Here is a 23,959-nt window from a genome sequence, read left to right as displayed (position 1 = left end):
CATGAGCAGAGGATTTGCAAATCCACTTACAGAGCTGGCGGAGTTTGAACAGCTTCAGGAGAGTCTGAAAAAGAAGAAGGGACCGGTGCAGGTCAGCGGCTGTCTGGATTCCCAGAAGGTACACCTGATGCACGAGAGCATGGCGGAGCGTCCGTGGAAGCTGGTTGTGACCTATGACGATGCCAGGGCGAAGGAAATTTATGAGGATTTCGGATGCTTTACGGAGAATGCGTGGCTGTATCCGGCGAAGGACCTGCTGTTTTACAGTGCGGATATTCACGGAAACCTGATCACAAGGGAGCGCCTGCAGGTGCTGCGTCATCTGATGGAGGATGCGGGCGGCGTGGTGGTGACCACTATGGACGGCCTGATGGACCATTTGCTTCCGCTTGCCTGCATGAAAGAGCAGGTGCTGCATCTGGAAGCGGGGCAGGAGCTGGATCTGGAGGCGTGGAAGATCCGCCTGGCAGAGCTCGGTTATGAGCGCATGGCGCAGGTGGACGGCATGGGGCAGTTTTCCGTGCGGGGCGGCATTCTCGATATTTATCCGCTGACGGAGGAGCTTCCGGTGCGCATTGAACTGTGGGACACCGAGGTGGACTCCATCCGCACGTTCGATATCGAGAGTCAGCGTTCCATCGAGCAGTTAGATGAGATCGATATCTACCCGGCTACGGAGATCGTGCTGACGAAGAAGCAGGCGAAGGAAGGTGTGGAGCGCATCCGCAAAGAGGCGAAGACCTTTGCGGAAAAGCTGAGAAAGCAGGGAAGTACCGAGGAAGCGTACCGCATTACCAGAATTACACAGGAACTGACAGAGGGCATCGGGGAAGGTCTGACACAGACTGGTCTGGATGCCTGGATTTCGTATTTTAATAAGGAAACGGTTTCGTTTCTGGATTACTTTGACCCGGAGCGCAGCATGATCTTTTTAGACGAGCCGCTGCGGTTAAAGGAGCAGGGCGAGGCTGTGGAGCTGGAGTTTCGGGAGAGCATGGAGCACCGTCTGGAGAAGGGATATCTGCTTCCGGGACAGACCGGGCTTTTGTATCCGGCGCGTGAGATCCTGGCAAGGGCGCAGCGTAAGGATACGGTTTATCTGACCGGTCTGGAGCAGAAGCTTCCGGGCATGACGACCGAGGCGCGGTTCTCGTTCGATGTTAAGAACATGAATTCTTACCAGAACAGCTTCGAGATGCTGATCAAGGATTTGACCAGCTGGAAAAAGGAACGCTACCGGGTGATCCTGTTGTCGGGTTCCCGCACGCGTGCCAGCCGTCTGGCGGAGGACCTGCGGGAGTATGACTTAAGTGCGTTCTGCACGGATGATGAGGAGCGGCAGGTGCAGCCGGGCGAGATCCTGGTGACCTTCGGAAACCTGCACCGTGGTTTTGCGTACCCGCAGATCAAGTTTGCGGTCATCACCGAAGGCGACATGTTCGGCAAGGAGAAGAAAAAGCGCAAGCGGAAGAAGACCTCGTATGAGGGCAAGAAGATCCAGAGCTTTACCGAGCTTTCCGTGGGGGACTATGTGGTGCATGAGGATCACGGTCTTGGTATTTACCGCGGAATCGAGAAGATTGAGCGTGACGGTGTCGTGAAAGATTACCTGAAAGTGGAGTATGCGGACAACGGCAGTCTCTATCTTCCGGCAACCCGGCTGGATGGCATCCAGAAGTATGCGGGCTCCGATGCGAAGGCGCCGAAGTTAAACAAGCTGGGCGGGGAGCAGTGGAACCGCACGAAGGCGAAGGTCAAGACGGCCGTGAAGGAAATCGCACGGGACCTGGTGCAGCTTTATGCGGCACGGCGGGAGCTGGGCGGTTACCAGTACGGCGAGGATACGGTATGGCAGCAGGAGTTTGAAGAATTGTTCCCTTACGAGGAGACGGAGGACCAGCTGACGGCGATCGAAGATACAAAGCGCGACATGGAGAGCCGCCGCATCATGGACCGCCTGATTTGCGGGGATGTGGCTATGGCAAGACCGAGATTGCCCTTCGCGCGGCCTTTAAGGCGGTGCAGGAGAGCAAGCAGGTAGTATACCTGGTGCCGACGACCATTCTCGCGCAGCAGCATTACAATACCTTTGTGCAGCGCATGAAGGATTTTCCGGTGCGCATTGAGCTTATGTCGCGTTTTCGCACGCCGGGGCAGATCAAAAAGACGATTGAGGATCTGAAAAAAGGGCAGGTGGACATTGTCATCGGTACCCACCGTGTGCTTTCCAAGGATGTGAAATTCAAGGATCTTGGTCTTCTGATCATCGATGAGGAGCAGCGCTTCGGCGTGGCGCACAAGGAAAAGATCAAGCAGATGAAGGAAAATGTCGATGTGCTGACTTTAACAGCAACACCGATCCCACGGACTCTGCACATGAGCCTGGTCGGCATCCGCGATATGAGTGTGCTGGAGGAGCCGCCAGTGGACCGTGTACCGATCCAGACCTACGTCATGGAGCATAACGATGAGATGGTCCGCGAGGCAGTGAACCGCGAGCTGGCACGCGGCGGACAGGTTTACTATGTATACAACCGGGTAAAGGACATCGAGGAAGTGGCACACCATGTGCAGGAGCTGGTGCCGGATGCCACGGTCGTTTATGCGCACGGGCAGATGCCGGAGCATAAGTTAGAGCAGATCCTGCTTGACTTTGTGAACGGCGATATCGATGTGCTGGTATCCACAACGATCATTGAGACGGGGCTGGATATCCCCAATGCCAACACCATGATCATCCAGGATGCGGACCGCATGGGGTTGTCCCAGCTGTATCAGCTGCGCGGTCGTGTGGGACGTTCCAGCCGGACCTCTTATGCATTTTTGATGTATAAGCGTGACAAGCTGTTAAAGGAAGAGGCAGAAAAACGCCTGCAGGCGATCCGTGAGTTCACCGAGCTTGGTTCCGGAGTCAAGATTGCCATGCGGGACTTAGAGATCCGCGGAGCGGGCAATGTCCTCGGTGCGGAGCAGCATGGTCACATGGAAGCGGTAGGCTACGACCTTTACTGCAAGCTGTTGAACCAGGCCGTGCAGGCGATCCAGGGGCGCCGGGACGAGACGGAAGACTTTACTTCTACGGTGGAGTGCGATGTGGATGCCTACATTCCGGTTTCCTATATTAAGAATGAGTACCAGAAGCTAGATGTGTACAAGCGCATTTCCGGCATTGAGAATGAGGAAGAGTATCTGGATATGCAGGATGAGCTGATGGACCGCTTTGGCGATATTCCGAAGGCGGTAGCAAATCTTTTGCAGGTAGCCCTCTTAAAGGCCATGGCACACAAGGCCTATGTGACCGAGGTGCGCATCAACCGGCAGGAAATCCGCCTGACCATGTACCAGAACGCAAAATTAAATACAGAAGGAATCCCGGATTTTGTCGCTTCCTATGGCGGGGAGTTAAAGTTTGCCATGGCGGAGCAGCCGTATTTCTTATATGTGGACCGCAGAAAGAAACAGAAGGACTGCGCGGCGATGATGGAGCTTGCGCGGACGATGCTTGGACAGTTAGGAGCGCTGGCTGAGCCTGGAACTGTGTAGACCGGGGAGAACAGGGAAGTCACGGGTTCGGAGACTTTGGAATAACGGATGATAAGACAAAAAAATATTTGTCATTTCCGTGCATGCTTTTGTCAGAAAATGAACGACGTTACCGGAAAACGCAATGGACAAAACGCATCGATTTTTTTTATAATGATAGGAAGTAAGGAATGAAAATCTCTGATATTTCTATAAAATGTGTGGCAGTTCAGAAATATCAGAAAAAAAGGAACTGGTGATATGAAAAAAATGTTCAGGATTCTGGCGTTGACATGGCTGGGAGCGTGTCTGGTTTGTGGCTGTACTTCTTCGACGATTGGGACCAGACAGGTGGATCATCGTCCGGAAATCATCGTAGGAAGTGATGTATACCCGCCCTATAATTATATGGATGAAAATGGTTCCCCAACCGGAATCGATGTGGAACTGGCGCGGGAGGCGTTTGGGCGGATGGGCTACCAGGCTGTGTTTGTCGGCATAGACTGGGAGGAAAAAGACCGTCTTTTGAAGGAAAAAGCCGTGGATTGTGTCTGGGGCTGTTTTTCGATGAATGGGCGGGAGGACCGTTATCTCTGGGCCGGACCGTATATGGTAAGCCGCCAGGTTGTGGCTGTGGACCGGCGCAGCGAGATCTACCATCTGGATGACCTGAAGGGAAAGATGATCGCAGTCCAGTCGACCACAAAGCCGGAGGATATTTTCTTAAAGCATGAGGGCAAAGTTCCGGAGCTGGAAGGTGTATACAGCTTTGAGGACCGGGAGCTGATCTACACGGCATTAGGAAAAGGCTATGTAGATGCCATCGCGGCCCATGAGACTGCCATCGCCCAGTACATGAAGGACTACGGGGCAGATTTCCGCATTCTGGACGAGGAAATCCTGACGACCGGAATCGGAGTGGCATTCGACCGGGACGATGACCGGCAGCTTGCCGGGCAGCTGTCAGAAACGCTGGAGCAGATGCGGCGTGATGGGACATCCGCACAGATCATAGGGCACTATCTGCCAGATGCGGAAAAATATCTGGAGGTAGGGCAAAGTGAAGATTAATAAGCTGGTTTTTCAGGATAAACGATTTTTCCGTGTTATGATGCTGCTTGGTGTTATGATTCTTTGCGGCGTTGGTTTTGTTTCATACCGTGCGGATTTAAGACGTACAGCCTGGGTTATGCAGGATACCATCAATTATGTTGGCGGTCAGTATATCATCTGCGATAAATTCAACGCAGACAGTACGACCAAGAGCCTGGACCGTATGGTAGAGCGGGTGCGCCAGGTGCGAAGGGACCTGGAACTGGCGGGAGACCATGTGAACGAGGAAGTGCTGAAGGCTTGTGCGGAAGATCTTCGTCTGACTGGAATTGTTCTTCTGGACCCAGAAGGAAACATTACCTGTGAATATCGCCAGAATGATGAAGGCTGGGACGAACTGGAAGAGCATTTGAAAAAAGAGGCGCTTCTGAATGCTGCCCGTTATCCACTGAAATATTATACGACCCGGTTGGATATTTCCGATGGTTCCCTGACGGATCTGGCAGCAACTGCGCGCAGAAATGTGCCGGGTGTGGTTGTGTGTTATTATCACACGCCGCTTCAGTACAGCCGGAATTATAAGCTGTCGATCCAGAGTGTGCTTTCCGGTTACAGTGCCTATGCAGGCAGTACCATAGCCATTACCGATGGAAACCGGATCATTGCATCGAATAAAGAAACCCTGGTTGGGATGCAGGTGGAAGACCAGCCGGTCCTTGCGCAGCTGCGCGGTCAGGATGAGCGGGCTGGTGAGCTAATCCATATTCATGCGGATTCTGCCGGCTACTATGGCGGCCGGGCTGTTGGGCGGAATTACTATATTTATGTGTATTTTAATGAAGCTTCTATTTTTACAAATTTGAAATCCAACGTATTTTCTGTTCTGATTTTGTATACGTTGGTGCTTCTGGTGGCATTGGTGCTGCGTCAGAAAGCGGCAAAGGAGTACCAGCAGGAGCAGAGTCGCCGTGACTGGGAATACCGGAGAAATCTGGAGGAAAAAGCCAGGGAGGCACAGCGGGCAAATCATGCGAAAACGGAATTTTTACAGCGCATGAGCCATGATATCCGGACTCCGATTAACGGAATCCGCGGTATGCTGGAGATGGCGGATTATTATCAGGATGACCTGAAAAAGCAGACGGAGTGCCGGAATAAAATCCGGGAGGCATCGGGCTTTTTACTGGAATTGATCAACGATGTACTGGATATGGGAAAGCTGGAATCCGGGGAAGTAACCCTGGAGGAGCGGCCATTTGAGCTGAAAGAGCTTTTGGACGGCATGGTAGAGATCGTATCCAAACAGGCCAGGGAGCGCGGAATTGAGATCGTTGTCAGGGATTATGAGGTCCGCCACTGGCATCTGCTTGGCAGTCCCCTTCATCTGAAGCGGCTTTATATGAATATCATGAGCAATGCCGTGAAATATAATAAGGATAAAGGAAAAATCTTTGTGGAGTGCCGGGAGACCAGCAGCCGGGAGGATATTGCAGAGATCGAATTTATCTGCCAGGACACTGGTATCGGCATGAAGCCGGAGTTCCAAAAGCACGTGTTTGACCCGTTTGTGCAGGAATCCAATACGGCGCGGACTTCCTATGGCGGCACCGGCCTTGGCCTTGCCATTGTAAAAAACCTGATAGAAAAAATGGGTGGTACCATTACCTTTGAGAGCGAACCGGGCGTGGGCAGTACGTTTTATCTCACAGTGCCCTTTAAGATTGACCAGAATGCTGCTGCGCAGGAACATGTGGCACAGGAGGAAAAGAACGCATCGATTCGCGGAATGCATATTCTGATTGCGGAAGACAATGAACTGAACATGGAGATTGCCCAGTTTGTCTTAGAGAGTGCCGGGGCAGTACTAAGCCGTGCCATGAACGGAAAAGAAGCCCTGGAATGTTTTCAGGCTTCTGCACCGGGAACGTTCGATGTGATCCTTATGGATGTGATGATGCCGGCCATGGATGGATTTGAGGCAACCCGGGCGATCCGTGCGCTTGACCGGGAAGATGCGAAAACAATTCCGATCATTGCCATGACAGCCAATGCCTTCGCGGAGGACCGCAAGCGTGCGTTCGAGGCGGGAATGAATGAGCATCTGGCGAAGCCGCTGGAGAGCCGGCAGATGAAGGAGGTCATTGCGGCTTACCGCGGGAAGAAGATGCAGGCGGACAGCACAGCGCAGGCGGACAGCATAGCGCAGCCAGGCAGCAAGGAGCAGCCAGACAGCAAGGTGCAGGCGGACAGCACAGCGCAGCCAGGCAGCAAGGTGCAGCCGGACAGCACAGCGCAGCCAGGCAGCGAGGTGCAGCCGGATGGCGGGACAGGCAGTGAAAAGTAGAAAACAGAGTGGAAAAAACAAGTGAGATGAAAGAAAAATCAATGAAACAGGAGACACAAAAGAAATCCGGGGGTGGCGTGCGCAAATTTCTGGTGCAGGATGAAAACCATGTGATCGAGGCGCATGAGCTTGCAAAGGACGGCATTGTAAACCGGATCTACCCGCTTGAGGGGAATGAGGAAGCCATGGGCTTAAATATGCTGGAGCAGATCATCGGTACCGGATATTGATGGGCTGATACAGCTTTTGAGCATAAATTTATGTATAAATTTCAGATGTTTCCACATACTGTCCATAAGACACACGATATGGAAAGGATGTTAAGAAACGGTATGAACCGGTGCTTGACGGAATAAGCGGTATGCAGGAGGAGCATTATGAAAGCTACAGGAATTGTGAGAAGGATCGATGATCTTGGACGCGTCGTGATTCCGAAGGAGATACGAAGGACACTCAGACTGAGGGAGGGGACTCCGCTTGAAATCTTTACGGACCGTGAGGGCGAGATCATTCTGAAAAAATACTCGCCCATGGTCGAGCTGGCGGCGTTTGCCACACAGTACGCAGACGCCATGGCGCAGACTACCGGTATGCTGGTCTGCATTACGGACCGGGACCAGGTGATCGCGTTTTCCGGCGGTCCCAAAAAGAATGTGCTGCAGAAGATGATCAGTAAGCAGCTGGAGCAGATGATCCATGAACGGGAAACCATTATAGCGGAACGGGAAAGCAAGAATTTTATTCCGGTTGCGGGAGAGGAGATCGATGGTGTGACCGCTGAGGTGATCGTACCGATCATCTGCGAGGGCGATCCCATCGGGGCGGTGGCACTTTTAAGCCGGGACGCGGGAAAAGCTGGGTGAGCCAGAATTAAAGCTGGTATCCACGGCGGCCGGTTTTTTAGGACGGCAGATGGAAGGATAAATCGAAAGAAATGTAGAAAGAAAAATAGAAAGAAAGTAGAAGGATAAGCAGGAAAAACATGCAGGAGAAAAATACAATGGGACAGCAGGAGGACTGGGAACTGTCTGAAGAATACTATAAGGAAGAAACCGGAAAGAAGGAGCTTCGTCTGGAAGATTTTCTGGAGACAGAAGAAGCACCGGAGAACCAGTCTGGTCTGGGCGGTGCAAATGGAGTTGCCGGGCAGCTAGAGGAGATGGCAGGACGCGTAAAGCAGGTCATGGAACTTTCCGGATCCGGACATCCGGCCGGTGCCATCGCATCGATGCTTGGCATGGATGTGCAGCAGGTGCGCGATATCATGGTCTGTGTCCAGTCATTTCCGGAAGATGACCCGCTGGCAGTGGCGCGGCTCATCGTGCTGGGATAGGCAGGGCGGTGTGAGTGGAATCTGAATCCGTGAGTATTCTGTGAAAAATCTTTACATTTTTCGAAAATGACTGTTCAAACGGAAGTCTTTCGTATATAATGTTATCTGTTTTCGGCGAAAATGCCGGAGTGAAAATCAGAAAAGAACCGTTATGGAAGGCAGTGCAGGTTATGGATTTCTGCACAATGCCAGCCGGAAAACAGAATACAGGAGGAATGAAGATCATGATGAAAATGGGTAAAAAAGCATTGCTTGTAGCTGCAGGCTGCATGCTTCTTTTATGCGGATGCACGAAGAGCAACATTGTACAGCCGGATGCGAGCGAGGCTGAGACACCGGATTTCAACATCTACAACAACATCGAGCTGGATATGGACCAGTTCCACGAGGAAGTAAATGAAATCTATCTGGACGAGGACGATTATCCGATGGCCGATTCCATCGATTTTACCATCGATGAGGACAAGGCTGTGGTTGACCTGACGATCGTTGTGAAGGATGGCACCAGTGGTGCAGATGCAGCAGAGTATGCAGATGCCGTAATCAAGGGAATCAATGATGAGGCAGCCGTTCAGGATTACAACTATGGCGAATCCGGAGAGGATACCTTCGGTGGATTTTTCCAGGACCGCAAGATCAGCTTAAAGATTTATGAGAAGAGCGCTTATGAGTCTAAGGGCGAGCCAATGTACGAGACCGAGATCCCGGAAGATACCTATATGACGTTTGATATCCAGTAACCAGAAAAAGCAGCGGAGGCACCAGAAACATGTCTGGTATTCAATGCAAAAAAACAGAGCAACAGATTTCCCACTTTGGAATTTCTGCTGCTCTGTTTTTCATTTCATTGTTTTCACTTAACGCATCTTATCCATCTGTCCGTCGGAACCGACATGGTAGTTGTCGACCCAGGAGTCAGTAACCATTTGCCCGTCTTCCCCGAAGAAATACCAGTCGCCCTTGTAGCGAAGCCAGTAGGAGGTTTTCCGGTTGCCCTTATCGTCGAGGTAATAGGTACCGTCCTTTAGTTCCAGGAGGCCGGTGGCTTTGGTTCCGTCATCCTTGATATATTGATATTGATCCTCTGCGGTTTTGTGCCACTCACCTGCCATGGCAGGGAATGCGCTCATCAGAAAACACAGGATGGTTAAGATGAGGGTGAGTCCTGCTTTTTTCTTCATAGTGATCATCCTTTCTCTCTGCAAACTCATTATAACAGCCCTGCTTTGCACTGGCAAGGGGCGCGGGGGTATTGTAAGGAAATCGGTGGAATTGTAAGAAAAATGTTATGAACAGAGCGGGAAGCACAGAAACAAGAGCAGAGAAAAAAATGAGGCGAGGGCAGAGGAGAGGGCAGAGACAAGAACAGTGATGCGAACAAAGATAGAAGGACATGCCAGCGACATGCCCTCTCTGTGTGAACGGATGAAATCTTCTTATTTTTCATTTGTACAGATAAATCGTTTGTATGGTTTCAGGTTGCGGTTTATTGTTCTACTCCTGGATGATTCCGTTTACATCAACGGTCCAGATCTTATCGTTGGAATCTTTCACATCTTTATAGCCATTTCCAAGCTCCGGCTTTGCCGCAGATTTGGAAGAGGAGGATGCTTTCTGAATGACACCATTGGTACCTGCCAGATAGGATACGCCATCTAACTGTACCGGGGCGAAACGCAGGTCGCGGTCTGCATCCTGGCGCAGTCCCTGCACGTAAACATTGTTGTCGCGGACTCCGTGGAAGCCGCGGCCCTTGTTGCCACCGTCGGTGTAGAAGAACCAGGTCTGGTTTTCGCCGAGATCTTCATCGTAGATGGTCTGCTTGCCGGTCTTCATAATGCCATCGGTGCCAAAGTAGTAATTACAGGTCTGTCCGTCTTCGGTGATCACACTCTGAAGTCCGGTCTGCAGCTCGCCTCGTTCGTTAAAGCCGAAGCGCTTGCCATCGACTGTGAAGACCTGTACACCCTGGGCTGCGTAGTAAGGACGGCCATTCTTAATATAGAAGATAAAGGTCTCGCCTTCCTCGCTGATCTCCGGTGCGCCTTCCATCTGGTACCAGCCGTTTCCTCGTTTTCCGTCGTTCTCATAGAACTGGTAGGATGCGATGCGAGGTGCAGTGGTTTGTGTGCGGTCCGTGTTGCTGTCACTTGCTACTGTGTTGGAACTATCGCCTGCGTCTGTGCTGCTTTCGCCTGCTTCAGCGTTGGAGACGCCTGCAGTTTCAGCGTCAGCGCTGATCTCAGCGTTTGCGTTGCCAGCAGCCGGATCAGCATTTGCTGCGCTGTCAGCGCTTTCCGGCAGGCGGAACCATCCGGTCTGCAGGATCCCGTTCTGGAAGGTGTAGTAGGAACCACCGATCTTGCGGTCGATCTGGTTCATGACCATGCGGCCATTGTTGTCAAAGAAATGCCATACAGTATCCTGATCCAGTTCTTCGTCCTCATTTTCCAGCTCAATCCAGCCGGTCTTCATGGCTCCGTCGCCTTCTTCGCCGAGATAGTAGGTTGCGCCGTCTAACTCTAGCATGCCAGTCTGCATGTGGCCTTCTTCGTTAAAATAGTAATTCTTTCCGCCGATCTCCTGCCATTTGGAGATGACGCTTCTTCCGTCTTTTCCATAGTAGTACCAGTAAGTATCCGGGGCCTCAGAGTCCCACTCATCCTCGTTTGCTTCACTGATCCACTGGTTCATGACACGGCGGCCTTCCTCGTTTACATAATATTCATCAATTCTGCAGGAACGGGAAAGGTAGCCGTCTTCGTTTAAGTAATACCACTCGCCGTCTTTCTTTTTCCAGGAATCAGTCAGGTAGTAGCCTTCGCTGTCTTTGTAGCGGAGCTCACCATCTTCTGTGAGCCATCCGGCTGTTGCAGCCAGGACGGTGGAAACGCTGCCCGGAATGGAAAGCGCAAGTGCAGGGGTTGCCGCTGACATTGCTGCCGCGGTGGATAATACAGCCAGTAATTTGCAATGTTTGTTCATAACTTTGTTACTCTCCTTTTTTCTTGTGGAAACCGGAGCCGTCTGGTGTCTGTAGTGCGGTCTGCAAAAGCAGCAGGAGCTACAGACGGACGAAGCCAGTTTGCAGGTTGGCCGAAAATCCGCAGTTGCATTACGGTGCCGATTATAGCGGATTTCATACAGCTTGAAAAGTGAAGGTTACTGGAAAGAAAGGCATGCGCTGCCAGTCGAGATTTCTGGGTGCAGGATGCGGGATAATATGCTATACTTATGCTATTGACGAAAACAGGAGGAGATTCCCAATGAAGATCAAGGTATCGAATTACATTGCCGGAAAGCTGGTTGAGGCAGGCATCAACCAGGTCTTTACGGTTACAGGGGGAGGTGCCATGCATTTGAACGATGCACTGGGCCATCAGGAAGGGCTGCACTGCCTGTACCAGCACCATGAGCAGGCATGTGCGATCGCGGCAGAGGCTTATGCGAGAATCCACAACAAGATTGGTGCACTGTGTGTGACAACAGGCCCTGGCGGCACCAATGCCATCACCGGCGTGGTTGGCGGCTGGCTGGATTCTATTCCGATGCTGGTCTTATCCGGTCAGGTGCGCTACGACACGACTGCACGCTGGTCCGGCGTTGGCATCCGTGCCATGGGTGACCAGGAGTTTGATATTGTAAAATCCATCGACTGCATGACCAAGTACAGCGAAATGGTGATCGACCCGCTGCGCATCCGCTACTGCCTGGAGAAAGCAATCTATCTGTCTTATTCCGGACGTCCTGGCCCGACCTGGCTGGACATTCCGTTAGATGTACAGGGTGCGTATGTGGATACGGACGACTTAGTCGGATTTGACGCGGCAGATTACGAGGCTGGCGGCACTGGCTGGGCAGAGCCTTCACCAGCTCATGCGATCCCGGAGGATTACGCTGGAAAAGGGGAGCACCGCCAGGTACTTCCGAAACCGGTTTCCAAGGAGCTTGCAAGAGAGATCATCGAGAAAATCCGCAATGCGAAACGTCCGGTTCTGTATGCAGGAAACGGAATCCGCATTGCCGGCGCGTTCGATGCTTTTATGGAAGTGGCAGACGGACTGGGAATTCCGGCAGTTGTTGGCTGGAATGCGAACGACTGCATGTACGATGACTGTCCGTGGTACGTGGGCAGACCGGGCAACATGGGCGACCGTCCGGGCAATCTGGCTGTACAGAACAGTGATCTGGTATTTTCCGTGGGAAGCCGCTTGAGCATCCGTCAGGTCGGCTACAATTATAAGACCTGGGCCCGCGAGGCGTATGTGATCATGAACGATGTAGATCCGGAGGAATTGAAAAAGCCGAGCGTCCATGTCGATATGCCGGTTCATGCAGACGCAAAGGATCTCATGGAGACGATGGCAGCCGTTCTTCGGGAAGAATATGACAAAAAGCCGGTATTTGACGGCGGCGAGGGTCTTCCGGGCATGACCTGGAGCGAGACCTGCCGGATGTACCGGGAGAAATACCCGACGATCCGCAAAGAACAGTTAAAAGCGGATCCGACCCGCGAGGCGAATGTTTACGCGGTGGTAGAAGCACTCAGCAGCCGTTTGAGCGAGGATCAGATCACGGTAGTCGGAAATGGTTCTGCCTGCGTGGTCGGAGGACATGCGTACATCATGAAGAAAGGACAGCGGTTCTTATCCAACTCCGCGATCGCTTCCATGGGTTACGATCTGCCTGCAGCGATCGGTGCCTGCATGGCAGCCCATGATCCGGAATTTGAGGGGGACGGATACAGCCAGCACGACATCATCCTGCTGACCGGTGAGGGCAGCATCCAGATGAATCTTCAGGAGCTGCAGACCATCATCCACCACAAGATGCCGGTCAAGATTTTCCTGATCAACAATGGCGGCTATCATTCCATCCGCCAGACCCAGCGGAATTTCTTCGGGGAGCCGTTGGTCGGAATCGGCGTAGACAGCCACGACTTAAGCTTCCCGGATATGGCAAAGCTTGCCCCGGCTTACGGTTATCCGTATGTGGCAGCATATCACAATGAGGAGCTGGCTGATGCAGTAGAAAAGACTCTGGCCATGGAAGGACCGGTCATCTGCGAGCTGTTTGTGACGACCGACCAGAACTTTGAGCCGAAGTCCTCCGCAAAGCGTCTGCCGGACGGTACCTTGGTATCTCCGCCGCTTGAGGATCTTTCCCCATTCCTTCCGGATGAGGAGATGGACAAACTGATGATCATTCCGAGGATAAAATAATGCGAATTGTAGTAACAGGCGCGACCAGCTTTATCGGCGCGGCAACAGTAAGACAACTTTTAGAGGCGGGGCACCAGGTTTTTGCGGTGGTCCGCCCCGCTTCTTCTAATATGAAGCATTTGCAGGAGATGGCAGAGGGCATAGATTGCGGAACACTTGCCATCCGTCCGCTTGATCTGGCAAATATCAGAGAGCTGGCCGGCTTTTTTGCAGATGCCTGGATCCATATCGGCTGGGATGGCGCAGGAAGTGAGAACCGGACCAAACGTGACGTGCAGCAGAAAAATGTCACGTATGCCCTGGATGCAATAGAGACAGCAGCAGCGCTTGGCTGCCGCCGTTTTTTATTTACCGGATCTCAGGCAGAGTACGGAGTCTGGCACCAGACGGTGGCAGAGGACACTCCCTGTCACCCGGTGTCTGAATATGGCAAGGCAAAGGTTGATTTTTGCGAAAAAGCGAAAATACTTTGCAAACGTAAGAATATGGAGTATATTCATACGAGGATATACAGCGTGTACGGCCCTGGGGACCATCCGTGGTCACTGGTGCAGTCTTGCCTTCGCACCTTTTTGGAGGGCGGCAGCATGAAGTTGGGTGAGTGTACACAGAACTGGAATTTTCTTTATATCGATGATGCAGCCGCAGCGCTTGTTGCACTGTTAACCGGAGGAAAGGCTGGCATCTATAATATTGGCAGTACCGATACCAGACCGCTTAGGCGTTACATTGAAGAGATGCATGCGCTTTGCGGACACCGGGGAAGCTTTACCTATGGGGAGCGGCCGCAGAATGCGGAGGGTCCGGCAGACCTTATGCCGGATATCAGCAAGCTTTTGCGGGAAACCAGCTGGCGGCCTGTCAGGACATTTGCGGAGGGAATTTATGAAACATTGCATAGCCTGCGGGAAGATCCTGCCGGAAAAGAGTCTCTTTAATTTAAAAAATGCACCGGCATCGGCCCAGGATATTCCGGATGTGGATGAAGTGAAGGACGATCAGGGCATTACCCTTCAGTTACACCAGTGCAGTGGCTGCGGACTGGTCCAGTTTGATTATGAGCCGGTGGCTTACTACCGCGATGTGATCCGTGCCGGTGGTGGTTCTTCCACCATGCGGGAGCTGCGGACGAGCCAGTACCGCCACCTGATCGAAACCTACCATCTGGAGGGAAAAACCTTTCTGGAGGCAGGCTGTGGCCGGGGCGAATTTTTGAAATTCTTACAGGAGTTTCCGGTTGAGATCTACGGAATGGAGCACAAGGCAGATCTGGTTGCGGCAGCGCAGGCTGATGGCCTTCGTGTCTGGAGAGAGTTCCCGGAGCGGGAAGACCAGAAGTTTGGCCATTCCGGGGAAGCCTCCATGCTGCCGGAGCGTGGCTGGAGCGTGCCGGAAAAGCCGTTTGATGTGTTCTTATCCTTTAACTTTTTAGAGCACCAGCCAAGACCGGATGTTATGCTGAAAGCCATCTGGAACAATCTGGCTGAGGACGGCATGGGCCTGGTCACCGTGCCGAGCCTGGAATACATTCTGGAGAAGGAAAGCTACTATGAGCTGATCCGCGACCATATTGCTTATTACACGTTTGATACACTTCGTGCATTATTAAACCACTGCGGCTTTGAGGTGCTCGAGGAGGAAATGATCAACCGCGATACGCTTTCCATGGTGGTGAGAAAGACTGCTATGCCGGAAGACGGGAAAATGGAGCAGGATGATCTTGCGGGTCTGGAACGCGCAGCATCAGGTGTACAGACAACTTCGAAATGTATGGAAGCAGAAACTGGTGCACAGAAAGAACATGCAGAAAAAACAGCGAAGGCACAGCGTGAAGACGCTGCAGATGCAGGCATCATCGCCCCTCTGACCGACGGCTATGCGGTGGTAACCGGAGAAATCCGCGCACTGACAGAACGTCTGAACCGGGAAGGCAGACGCCTTGCCATGTGGGGAGCAAGCCATCAGGGCTTTACCCTGGCATCGACCTCTGCTCTTGGGGAGTCTCTGGCTTACATCATCGATTCTGCTCCGTTTAAACAGGGGCGTTTTGCACCGGCCTCCCATGTGCCGATCGTGGCACCGGACCATTATTTTGAAGAGCCGGTGGATGCAGTGCTGATCGTGGCACCGGGTTATACCGATGAGATCGCGGGTATCATAAGAACAAAGTTCGGTGCGGGTGTGGAGGTCATGACTCTGCGCACAAACCGGATTGAGCAGCTCTGATGCCGCAAGGAAGAAGAAACGTTACTGATTCATGCAGTGCCTGCACAGAATCTGGCATGGAGTGAAAGCGCAGGAACGGCAGAAAACAACAGGAGTATGGAAACATGATACAGAATCTTTCCGGAAAACGGATTGTGATGACCGGAGCCACTGGTTTTATTGGAAGCCATGTGGGAGAGCGGTTTTTGGAAGAGGGTGCAGAGGTTTACTGCCTGGTGCGCCCGCAGTCGCAAAAAACAGACTGTCTTCCGGTGCATGAGCACTTGCACCGGATCGCGGCGCAGATGGATGAGGCGGTAGCGTGTGTTCCGCAGATTGGCCACGCAGATGCATTTTTACATTTTGCATGGCGCGGCGTAAACCGCCAGGAAATCGACTCACCCGAAGTGCAGAAAACCAATATTGACGGCTCGCTTCGCTGTCTGGAAGCGGCAAAGCTTCTGGCTGCCAGGTGTTTATGGACGCCGGTTCCCGGGTAGAATACGGTATTACTTCAGACGGCACCATGGAAGAGTCCATGGAGTGCCACCCGGTCAATGAATACGGGAAAGCAAAGCTTGCTTTTTTTGAGCAGGCAGCAAAGCTTTGCCGGGAAATGCAGATGACCTATTACCACCTGCGTTTCTTCAGTGTTTACGGAAAAGGCGATCACCCGTGGTCCATCATTTCCACGCTGACGCGGGAGCTGCCGGAGGGAAAAACCGTATCGTTAAGCGCCTGCAGGCACCGCTGGAATTTTATGGATATCGCAGATGCATCCCGGGCAGTCGTAGAATTGTATCGCTACAGCGACAGCCATCCGGATGAATGCCACGCTGTGAATGTGGCTTCGGAAGATACCCGGGTACTGCGGGATTTTGTTGAGGAGATCCACACGCTGTGCGGTGGACGCGGAAACCTGGAATACGGAAGCTTCGTCCAGGCAAAGGAAGGTGCCCTTTCCATCTGTCCGGTCAATGAAAATATAAAGAAGCTGACGGACGGAACCTGGAAGGAAGAGGTTTCTTTTGCGGAGGGAATCCGGAGGATGCTTCCACAGATACTGGCATAAAAATGTGGAAAAAACAAACAGAAGCATCAGCTTCTGTGGAAAATTGTCATTCTGGATCTGGACAATGACAGTGATGGCAAATAAGTTACAAGAAACGATATGGAAGGAAACGATTATGAAAAAGATCAGTGTGCTGATCCCCTGCTACAACGAGCAGGAAAATGTTGAGGCAATCAGCAAAGCGGTACTGGAAACCCTGACGCGGGATCTGCCGCAGTACGACTATGAGCTGGTGTTCATCGACAACGACTCAACCGATGAAACCCGCCCGATCCTGCGCAGGCTCTGTGCAGAAAACCCGAAGATTAAGGCCATCTTTAATGCCCGCAATTTCGGACAGTTCAACTCTCCGTATTACGGCATGCTGCAGGTGACCGGCGACTGTGTCATTGAGATGGTGGCAGATTTCCAGGACCCGGTGGACATGATCCCGAAATACGTGAAGGCCTGGGAAGAAGGCTACAAGATCGTCATCGGCATCAAGACCAGCAGCAAAGAAAACAAGATCATGTATGCGCTCAGAAGTTTCTATTATAAGACAATCAAGAAGCTGTCTGACGTGGAGCAGATCGAGCACTTCACCGGTTCCGGACTGTACGACCGGGATTTTATCGAGGTGTTAAGAAAGCTGGATGACCCGACGCCGTTCCTGCGCGGAATTGTGGCGGAGCTTGGCTATAAGCGGAAGGAGATTCCGTACGAACAGCCGAAACGCCGCGCCGGAAAAACGCACAATAACTTTTACCGCCTGTACGATGCAGCCATGCTCAGCGTGACCTCTTACACGAAAGCAGGCTTACGTCTGGCTACGTTTGTGGGTGCCATCAGCGCATTTTTAAGCATGGTGGTTGCAATCGTTTACCTGGTCATGAAGCTGGTCTGGTGGGACCGTTTCCCGGCAGGCATGGCACCGATGCTGATTGGCATGCTGTTTTTGGGTTCGGTGCAGATCTTCTTTATCGGTATGGTGGGAGAGTATGTGCTCTCCATTAACCAGCGTGTGATGCACCGCCCGCTGGTCGTAGAGGAAGAACGACTGAATTTTGAGGAGAAATAGTTTATATGAAATACAAGATTGACGTAGTGAGGATCCGGGAAAATTCGATTCAGTTAAATGGCTGGGTCATCGGAAAGACACCGGAGTCCAAGGCAGAGTTTGAGGTTCTGGACCAGGAGAAAAAGCCGCTTCCGGTCAAATATGTGGCAACCCGCAGGGATGACGTGAGCCAGATTTACTATAAACAGGTCTATGACCGGGATTATGGCTTTGACATCCAGTTCCCGTATGAGCGTGGGGCGGACTACTGGCTGGTGATCCGCTGTGATGGAAAGACTGCCCGTGTGAAGTATAATGAGGAATTGATCGCGAAGCGTGCCAGTGTGGCACACAAGCGCATGGAAAAGATCAAGGATCTTATGAACATGGAAACCGTGCATGTGGCACTGGAGTTTGGAAAAAAGCATGGCTTAAAGGCGTTGCTTTTGAAGTCCCGCCACAAGCTGCAGGGCCTGGACAACGATTATGACTATGGCGAGTGGTATGAGCTGACCCGCCCGAAGGAAGAAGAACTGGATGCCCAGCGCGAGACAAAGTTTGCGAAGGAGCCGCTGTTATCCATTGTCATTCCGGCGTACAAGACTCCGGAGAAATACCTGCGGGAGATGCTGGATTCCATTCTGGCCCAGACCTACAAAAAATGGGAGGTCTGCGTAGCAAACGGAAGCCCGAAGGGCGAGGGAGCTATTGTCAGCCGCGTGATGGCGGAATATACAAAGAAAGACAGCCGCTTCCACGTGTCGGAGCTTGGGGAGAACCTGGGTATTTCCGGCAACACCAATGCGGCCCTGGAGATGGCAAGTGGTGACTTTATCATTCTGGCCGACCACGACGATACCATTCCAGAGCATGCCCTGTATGAGGTGGCAAAGATCATCAACGAGCACCCGGACTGCGATGTCATCTATTCCGATGAAGATAAGCTGGATATGGACGGCGGCGCGCTGTTCGACCCGCATTTCAAACCGGATTTCAACCCGGACCTTTTAACCAGCGTCAATTATATCTGCCATCTGTTTGTAGTGAAACAGGAACTGCTGAACAAAGTAGGCGGCTTCCGCCACGAGTTTGACGGCGCCCAGGATTACGATTTTATTTTCCGCTGTACGGAGAATGCGAAAGAAATCTGCCATATTCCAAAGGTGCTGTACCACTGGCGCTGTCACCAGGAGTCTACGGCCAGCAACCCGGAGAGTAAGCTGTACGCGTTTGAGGCAGGTGCACGTGCGATCATGGCACACTATGAGCGCATGGGCATCCCGGCTGAGAAAGTGGAAAAGGGCGTGGATTACGGAATCTACCACACGACCTTTAAGATCCAGGGCGACCCGCTGGTGTCGGTTATCATTCCGAACAAGGATCACAGTGTGGACTTAGACCTCTGCATCCGATCCATCATCGAGCGTGCCACCTACAAAAACCTGGAGTTTATTGTGGTGGAGAACAACAGCACCGAGCCGGAGACCTTCGCATATTATGAGAAGATCCAGAAGGAATTCCCACAGGTGAAGGTCGTCCGCTGGGAGCGGGAGTTCAACTATTCTGCGATCAACAATTTCGGCGCTTCCTTTGCAAAGGGCGAGTACCTGATGCTGTTAAACAACGATACCGAGATCATTGCCCCGCGCCTGTTTGAGGAGATGCTTGGCTTCTGCCAGCGGAAAGAGGTCGGCATTGTCGGTGCCAGACTGCTCTATGAGGATGACACGATCCAGCATGCCGGAGTCGTGATCGGTTTTGGCGGCGTGGCAGGTCATACCTTTATTGGCCTGCATGAAGCGGAAAACAGTTATTTCCACCGTGCAATGTGTGCACAGGATTACAGTGCTGTAACGGCAGCCTGCCTGATGGTGAAAAAGTCGGTTTTCCATGAAGTTGGCGGCCTGACTGAGGAGCTGGCTGTGGCATTTAACGACGTGGACTTCTGCCTGAAGGTGCGGGCAGCCGGATATCTGGTCGTTTACGCACCGTATGCAGTGATGCATCATTATGAGTCCAAGTCCCGAGGTCTGGAGGATACACCGGAGAAAGTAGCACGCTTCAACCGGGAGTGGGCACTGGTGGCAAGCCGCTGGCCGGATATCTTAAAGAACGGGGATCCTTACTACAACCCGAACCTGACCCTGCGAAAATCAGACTTTTCCCTGCGGGATCTCTTAAAAGAGAAGATCGGCGAGCCTTATAAGCTTCCGGATCTGAAGGAACAGTAGGTGGAGGCGTGCGTATGAAGAAAGTAACGATCATCATTCCAAATTATAATGGCCTGAAATTCATGGAACCCTGTATGGCGGCGCTGGATCGGCAAATCTGCCGGGACTTTGAACTGCTGGTGGTGGACAACGGCTCCACCGACGGCAGCGTGGAGTGGCTGAAGGAGTATGGGCTTCCATCGATTTTCCTTGAGACGAATACCGGCTTTTCCGGAGCGGTCAATGTGGGGATCCGGGCAGCAAAAACGCCGTATGTGATCCTTTTGAATAATGACACCGAAGCAGAGCCGGAGTATGTCGGAGAACTCTTAAAAGCCATAGAAAGTTCTCCGAGGATTTTCTCCGTGAGTCCGAAGATGATCCAGCTTTACCATAAAGATCTGATGGATGACGGCGGCGATATGTACAGCATTATGGGCTGGGCATACCAGCGTGGCGTGGGACAGGAAATAGAACGTTATGACCGCCCTTGCCATATCTTCTCTGCCTGCGCCGGTGCGGCGATCTACCGCCGGGAGGTGTTTGAAGAGATCGGATATTTCGATGAGATGCATTTTGCTTATCTGGAAGACATCGATGTGGGATACCGGGCAAAAATTGCGGGATACTATAACCGTTACTGCCCGTCTGCGAAGGTGTTTCATGTGGGAAGCGGCACCAGCGGCTCCAAGTACAATTCCTTTAAGGTCAAGCTTGCGGCCCGCAATAACGTGTATCTGAACTATAAAAATATGCCGGCACCACAGCTTCTGTTTAACAGCATTCCGATCGCTATGGGCATCGCCGGAAAGTATCTGTTCTTTAAAAAGCTCGGCTTTGAGAAAGACTATGTAGCCGGGATCTTAGAGGGAATCAAGACGGTAAAAAAGACCCGCAAGGTTCCTTACCGCCGGGAGAATTTTGGCAATTATCTCGCCATTGAGTGGGAGCTGATCTACGGAGCGGCACTGTATATTTACGAGTTTTCCAGACGTCAGGTGAGAAAAGCAGGGAAAAGTTAAGAGAAATTTAATATCTCAATCCAGAAAATTCGTGTATAATCGTTACGATTCCATTATGATGCCATAAGACCGCCATTTTGCGCGGATCCTGGCAAAATCCGTTGCTGTTTGTGCTATATACGGGCGGCAATCTGAAAATCAAGGTGGACTATATGATAAAAGATAATCAGTCCAGACTGAACCGGCTGCATGTGCTTCTGGATGCACTGGTGATCGCAGCTGCCTATGTGTTCAGCTGGTTTATTACATTAAAAAGCGGATTGTTCGGGGCAGATTTAGAGGCTGGTATCCTGCCGACCTGGTTTTATATGCGGGTCCTGGTGGTGATCATACCAGTCTATCTGCTTTTGTATACAATCTTTCATCTGTTCACGCCAAAGCGGGTGCAGGGCAGACGCCAGGAGTTTGCCAACGTCTGCAAGGCGAATATCATCGGACTGTTTCTTTTCGGAACTATTTTGTATGTAGGAAGAAAGAACCCTTATCTGCGGGAGTTTTCTGCAAGGCTTGTCGCTGGCTTTTTCCTGACCAACATTACCGCAGAAACGCTGGAACGGAACCTGATCCGTACCGTGCTGCGCTCCATGCGTGCAAAGGGCTACAATCAGAAGCATATCATTCTGGTGGGTTACAGCCGTGCAGCCGAGGGTTATATTGACCGTGTGCTGGCAAACCCGGAGTGGGGATACCGCGTGCGCGGCATTCTCGATGACCATAAGCAGTGGGGATATGATTACCGCGGCATCAAGGTCATTGGAACCCTGAAAGAGTAAAACCGATCCTGGATATGAACCGTCTGGATGAGATCGCGATTACCTTAAGCCTGAAAGAGTATGCCGGTCTGGAGCAGATCGTGGCAGTCTGTGAGAAATCCGGAGTCCACACGAAGTTCATTCCGGACTATAACAATGTGATCCCGACCAGGCCATATACGGAAGATCTGCAGGGACTGCCGGTCATCAATATCCGCCATGTTCCGTTAAACGATCCGCTGAATGCGGCGATGAAGCGTGTGGTTGATATTTTCGGCGCGGTTGTTGCGCTGATCCTGTTTTCCCCCATTATGCTGGTGACAGCCGTGTTGATCAAGCTGACTTCACCGGGACCGCTGATTTATTGTCAGGAACGGGTGGGGCTTCATAACCGCCCATTTAAAATGTACAAGTTCCGTTCCATGGAAGTGCAGGCGCCGGAAAAAGAAAAGAGTGAGTGGACGACCAAACGCGATCCGAGGGTAACGCCGATCGGAAGGATCATCCGCAAAACCAGCATCGATGAGATGCCGCAGCTCTTCAACGTTTTGTTCGGCAGCATGAGCCTGGTAGGGCCCCGGCCGGAGCGCCCGTATTTTGTAGAGCGGTTTAAGGAAGAAATCCCAAGGTATATGATCAAGCACCAGGTACGGCCGGGTATGACAGGCTGGGCGCAGGTGAATGGTTACCGTGGTGACACTTCTATCACCAAACGGATCGAGCACGATCTTTATTACATTGAAAACTGGACTTTGGGATTTGACTTTAAGATATTGTTTCTGACATTTTTCAAAGGCTTTATTAATAAGAACGCCTATTGACCCGGTTGCGGAGCAGGCAGGAATTAAGATGAGGTACAAACATGAGTCACGATTATGACGATGAGTTAGAGCGCAGTACAGAAAGACGAAGCAGACGAAATCCCCACATGAGGGACAGATCCGGAGCGTATGCAGCTTCTGAACGCGAAGACGGTTACGTAAATGAGCGGGAACGCTGGGAGAGCCGTCAGAGAAAACGTCAGGAGGCAGCAGAGCGGGAGCTGGATGTAATGGGAGATTCCCGGATCTATGCGCTTCCCAAACAGCCGAGACGGGAATATGAGCAGGAAGACTCCAGAAGAGCGAAGGAGCCGGATATGCTCGATGAATTCGAGATGGGCCGGGTGCGCGTTTCATCCCGCCGCAGGACCAATGCAGATTATGAAGCTGATATGTCCGATGAAAGCCCGCGCAGCAGTGCCGTGCGTGAGACAGCCGGAAGCCGTGCAGTACGGGAAACAGCCGCTGCGAAGGCAGGAGCCGGAAACAGCCGCCGCGCAGGAGCAGCCGGAGAAGACCGGAGAAGCGGAGGGACAGCTGATGCTGGAGAAGGCCAGTGGGGAAGAAACACTGGAGCGGAAGAAAACTGGGAAAATTCCAGAAGTACCGGAACTGGAAGAAGCCGGCGCAGAAATGCCGGGACTTCAGAAAACTGGCAGAATGCTCAGGAAACTGAGCAGGGAAGAAGCCAGCGCAGCATGAGAGCTGCTGAAGCCGGAGAAAGCCGCCGGGATACAAGAACAGCAGAGCCTTCCGGAGGCGGACGGCGGGGCGGACGTTCCGAGTTTGGCCGCAGTGAGGCGAAGAAAAAACGCAGACGCCGCATCATTGCCATGATCGTGGCAGAGTGCATTGCCCTGGTGGCTATCTTCAGCTATGCCTTTATGGCACGCATGATGTCCCAGATCCAGCGCTCGGAGGATTTCCAGATCAGCGAGATCAAGACGAATGATATTGCGATGGACGCAGAAGAAAATATGAAGGGCTACTGGACCATCGCCATCTTTGGTGTCGATGCACGTGACAATGCCATCGAGAAATCCACAAACTCCGATGTTATCATCCTCTGTAATGTCAACCGTGATACAGGTGAGATCAAGCTGGTATCGGTATACCGTGACTCTTATTTAAATATCAACGATAAGGGCTCTTATACTAAGATCAACCAGGCTTACTTTGTAGGCGGACCAAAGCAGGCAGTAGAGGCATTAAACCGTAACCTTGACCTTCAGATCCAGGATTATATGACCTTCAACTGGAAGGCCGTAGCCAATGCAATCGATGTTCTCGGCGGTGTCGATATCGAGCTGAGCAAGGCAGAGTTTTTCTATATCAACTCCTTTATTACTGAGACTGAACGAAGCGAC

18 protein-coding genes and 2 pseudogenes are annotated in these 23,959 nt (G+C 52.0%); 18 read left to right on the top strand and 2 right to left on the bottom strand.

The window, feature by feature from the left end; all coding sequences use genetic code 11:
* Window position 1 precedes the first annotated feature (1 nt).
* The 7 genes and pseudogenes from mfd to DXA97_RS08245 all read left to right on the top strand — a co-directional run bounded on the left by mfd (window position 2) and on the right by DXA97_RS08245 (window position 8,992).
* Window positions 2–3,543 (top strand): annotated as a pseudogene (mfd, locus tag DXA97_RS08275) (transcription-repair coupling factor).
* 240 nt (window positions 3,544–3,783) lie between these two features.
* Window positions 3,784–4,593: a transporter substrate-binding domain-containing protein gene (locus DXA97_RS08270; RefSeq protein WP_118719579.1), complete on the top strand. Its 810-nt coding sequence runs from the start codon at window positions 3,784–3,786 to the stop codon at window positions 4,591–4,593.
* Window positions 4,583–6,919 carry an ATP-binding protein gene (locus DXA97_RS08265; protein WP_118719438.1) on the top strand — a complete coding sequence of 779 codons (2,337 nt, stop codon included), beginning with the start codon at window positions 4,583–4,585 and terminating at the stop codon, window positions 6,917–6,919. The genes DXA97_RS08270 and DXA97_RS08265 overlap by 11 nt, the downstream gene beginning before the upstream one ends.
* Window positions 6,920–6,945: 26 nt before the next feature.
* Window positions 6,946–7,149, top strand: a complete 204-nt coding sequence (locus DXA97_RS08260; RefSeq protein ID WP_118719436.1) for a hypothetical protein — start codon at window positions 6,946–6,948, stop codon at window positions 7,147–7,149.
* 147 nt (window positions 7,150–7,296) lie between these two features.
* A pseudogene (gene spoVT / locus DXA97_RS08255) lies at window positions 7,297–7,843 on the top strand (stage V sporulation protein T).
* Between the two features lie 58 nt (window positions 7,844–7,901).
* Complete coding sequence (locus DXA97_RS08250; RefSeq protein WP_118719434.1) at window positions 7,902–8,252, top strand: hypothetical protein; 351 nt, start codon at window positions 7,902–7,904, stop codon at window positions 8,250–8,252.
* Between the two features lie 224 nt (window positions 8,253–8,476).
* The gene (locus DXA97_RS08245) at window positions 8,477–8,992 is read left to right on the top strand and encodes a hypothetical protein (protein WP_147353353.1); all 516 of its coding nucleotides are present in this window, start codon (window positions 8,477–8,479) and stop codon (window positions 8,990–8,992) included.
* Between the two features lie 117 nt (window positions 8,993–9,109).
* Here the strand turns inward: DXA97_RS08245 and DXA97_RS08240 are convergent, their stop codons facing one another.
* Together DXA97_RS08240 and DXA97_RS08235 are read right to left on the bottom strand one after the other, a co-directional pair.
* Window positions 9,110–9,433: a hypothetical protein gene (locus DXA97_RS08240; RefSeq protein ID WP_147353352.1), complete on the bottom strand. Its 324-nt coding sequence runs from the start codon at window positions 9,431–9,433 to the stop codon at window positions 9,110–9,112.
* 313 nt (window positions 9,434–9,746) lie between these two features.
* Window positions 9,747–11,237, bottom strand: a complete 1,491-nt coding sequence (locus tag DXA97_RS08235; protein WP_118719428.1) for a cell wall-binding protein — start codon at window positions 11,235–11,237, stop codon at window positions 9,747–9,749.
* A gap of 281 nt (window positions 11,238–11,518) precedes the next feature.
* Here DXA97_RS08235 and DXA97_RS08225 point away from each other — a divergent pair, with 281 nt between their 5' ends.
* The 11 genes from DXA97_RS08225 to DXA97_RS20820 form a co-directional block, all read left to right on the top strand.
* Window positions 11,519–13,474, top strand: a complete 1,956-nt coding sequence (locus tag DXA97_RS08225) for a thiamine pyrophosphate-binding protein (RefSeq protein WP_118719423.1) — start codon at window positions 11,519–11,521, stop codon at window positions 13,472–13,474.
* A complete protein-coding gene (locus DXA97_RS08220) occupies window positions 13,474–14,412 on the top strand; it encodes an NAD(P)-dependent oxidoreductase (RefSeq protein ID WP_118719421.1) in 939 nt (312 codons plus the stop codon). Before DXA97_RS08225 ends, DXA97_RS08220 begins: the two co-directional genes overlap by 1 nt.
* The gene (locus DXA97_RS08215; protein ID WP_118719419.1) at window positions 14,360–15,700 is read left to right on the top strand and encodes a class I SAM-dependent methyltransferase; all 1,341 of its coding nucleotides are present in this window, start codon (window positions 14,360–14,362) and stop codon (window positions 15,698–15,700) included. The genes DXA97_RS08220 and DXA97_RS08215 overlap by 53 nt, the downstream gene beginning before the upstream one ends.
* A 104-nt stretch (window positions 15,701–15,804) precedes the next feature.
* Window positions 15,805–16,179, top strand: coding sequence for an NAD(P)-dependent oxidoreductase (locus DXA97_RS22025; protein ID WP_347561509.1), 375 nt, complete (start codon window positions 15,805–15,807; stop codon window positions 16,177–16,179).
* Window positions 16,158–16,751 carry an NAD(P)-dependent oxidoreductase gene (locus DXA97_RS22020; RefSeq protein ID WP_347561508.1) on the top strand — a complete coding sequence of 198 codons (594 nt, stop codon included), beginning with the start codon at window positions 16,158–16,160 and terminating at the stop codon, window positions 16,749–16,751. Before DXA97_RS22025 ends, DXA97_RS22020 begins: the two co-directional genes overlap by 22 nt.
* 115 nt (window positions 16,752–16,866) lie before the next feature.
* Window positions 16,867–17,808, top strand: coding sequence for a glycosyltransferase family 2 protein (locus DXA97_RS08205; protein WP_118719577.1), 942 nt, complete (start codon window positions 16,867–16,869; stop codon window positions 17,806–17,808).
* 5 nt (window positions 17,809–17,813) lie between these two features.
* Complete coding sequence (locus DXA97_RS08200; RefSeq protein ID WP_118719417.1) at window positions 17,814–20,018, top strand: glycosyltransferase family 2 protein; 2,205 nt, start codon at window positions 17,814–17,816, stop codon at window positions 20,016–20,018.
* Between the two features lie 14 nt (window positions 20,019–20,032).
* Window positions 20,033–21,019, top strand: a complete 987-nt coding sequence (locus tag DXA97_RS08195; RefSeq protein ID WP_118719415.1) for a glycosyltransferase family 2 protein — start codon at window positions 20,033–20,035, stop codon at window positions 21,017–21,019.
* Between the two features lie 152 nt (window positions 21,020–21,171).
* On the top strand, window positions 21,172–21,792 hold the full coding sequence (locus DXA97_RS22015; protein ID WP_347561507.1) for a hypothetical protein: 621 nt from the start codon (window positions 21,172–21,174) through the stop codon (window positions 21,790–21,792).
* A 14-nt stretch (window positions 21,793–21,806) separates the two neighbouring features.
* The gene (locus tag DXA97_RS22010; RefSeq protein ID WP_347561506.1) at window positions 21,807–22,592 is read left to right on the top strand and encodes an exopolysaccharide biosynthesis polyprenyl glycosylphosphotransferase; all 786 of its coding nucleotides are present in this window, start codon (window positions 21,807–21,809) and stop codon (window positions 22,590–22,592) included.
* A gap of 41 nt (window positions 22,593–22,633) precedes the next feature.
* On the top strand, window positions 22,634–23,959 hold a 1,326-nt coding region (locus tag DXA97_RS20820), incomplete at its 3' end, for an LCP family protein (RefSeq protein WP_243107592.1).

Origin of the sequence: Clostridium sp. OF09-36 (assembly GCF_003481985.1) — a bacterium.
Taxonomy (GTDB): Bacteria; Bacillota; Clostridia; order Lachnospirales; family Lachnospiraceae; genus Brotaphodocola.
The sequence above is the reverse complement of the archived record's forward strand: the minus strand, read 5'-3'. Positions and strand labels throughout refer to the sequence as shown.

Coding starts and splice junctions, on each gene's coding strand:
- DXA97_RS08240 (WP_147353352.1), bottom strand. CDS start 9,433: ATGAAGAAAAAAGCAGGACTCACCCTCATCTTAACCATCCTGTGTTTT.
- DXA97_RS08220 (WP_118719421.1), top strand. CDS start 13,474: ATGCGAATTGTAGTAACAGGCGCGACCAGCTTTATCGGCGCGGCAACA.
- DXA97_RS08245 (WP_147353353.1), top strand. CDS start 8,477: ATGATGAAAATGGGTAAAAAAGCATTGCTTGTAGCTGCAGGCTGCATG.
- DXA97_RS22010 (WP_347561506.1), top strand. CDS start 21,807: ATGAACCGTCTGGATGAGATCGCGATTACCTTAAGCCTGAAAGAGTAT.
- DXA97_RS22015 (WP_347561507.1), top strand. CDS start 21,172: ATGATAAAAGATAATCAGTCCAGACTGAACCGGCTGCATGTGCTTCTG.
- DXA97_RS08195 (WP_118719415.1), top strand. CDS start 20,033: ATGAAGAAAGTAACGATCATCATTCCAAATTATAATGGCCTGAAATTC.
- DXA97_RS08205 (WP_118719577.1), top strand. CDS start 16,867: ATGAAAAAGATCAGTGTGCTGATCCCCTGCTACAACGAGCAGGAAAAT.
- DXA97_RS08270 (WP_118719579.1), top strand. CDS start 3,784: ATGAAAAAAATGTTCAGGATTCTGGCGTTGACATGGCTGGGAGCGTGT.
- DXA97_RS22025 (WP_347561509.1), top strand. CDS start 15,805: ATGATACAGAATCTTTCCGGAAAACGGATTGTGATGACCGGAGCCACT.
- DXA97_RS08215 (WP_118719419.1), top strand. CDS start 14,360: ATGAAACATTGCATAGCCTGCGGGAAGATCCTGCCGGAAAAGAGTCTC.
- DXA97_RS08235 (WP_118719428.1), bottom strand. CDS start 11,237: ATGAACAAACATTGCAAATTACTGGCTGTATTATCCACCGCGGCAGCA.
- DXA97_RS08225 (WP_118719423.1), top strand. CDS start 11,519: ATGAAGATCAAGGTATCGAATTACATTGCCGGAAAGCTGGTTGAGGCA.
- DXA97_RS22020 (WP_347561508.1), top strand. CDS start 16,158: ATGGACGCCGGTTCCCGGGTAGAATACGGTATTACTTCAGACGGCACC.
- DXA97_RS08260 (WP_118719436.1), top strand. CDS start 6,946: ATGAAAGAAAAATCAATGAAACAGGAGACACAAAAGAAATCCGGGGGT.
- DXA97_RS08200 (WP_118719417.1), top strand. CDS start 17,814: ATGAAATACAAGATTGACGTAGTGAGGATCCGGGAAAATTCGATTCAG.
- DXA97_RS08250 (WP_118719434.1), top strand. CDS start 7,902: ATGCAGGAGAAAAATACAATGGGACAGCAGGAGGACTGGGAACTGTCT.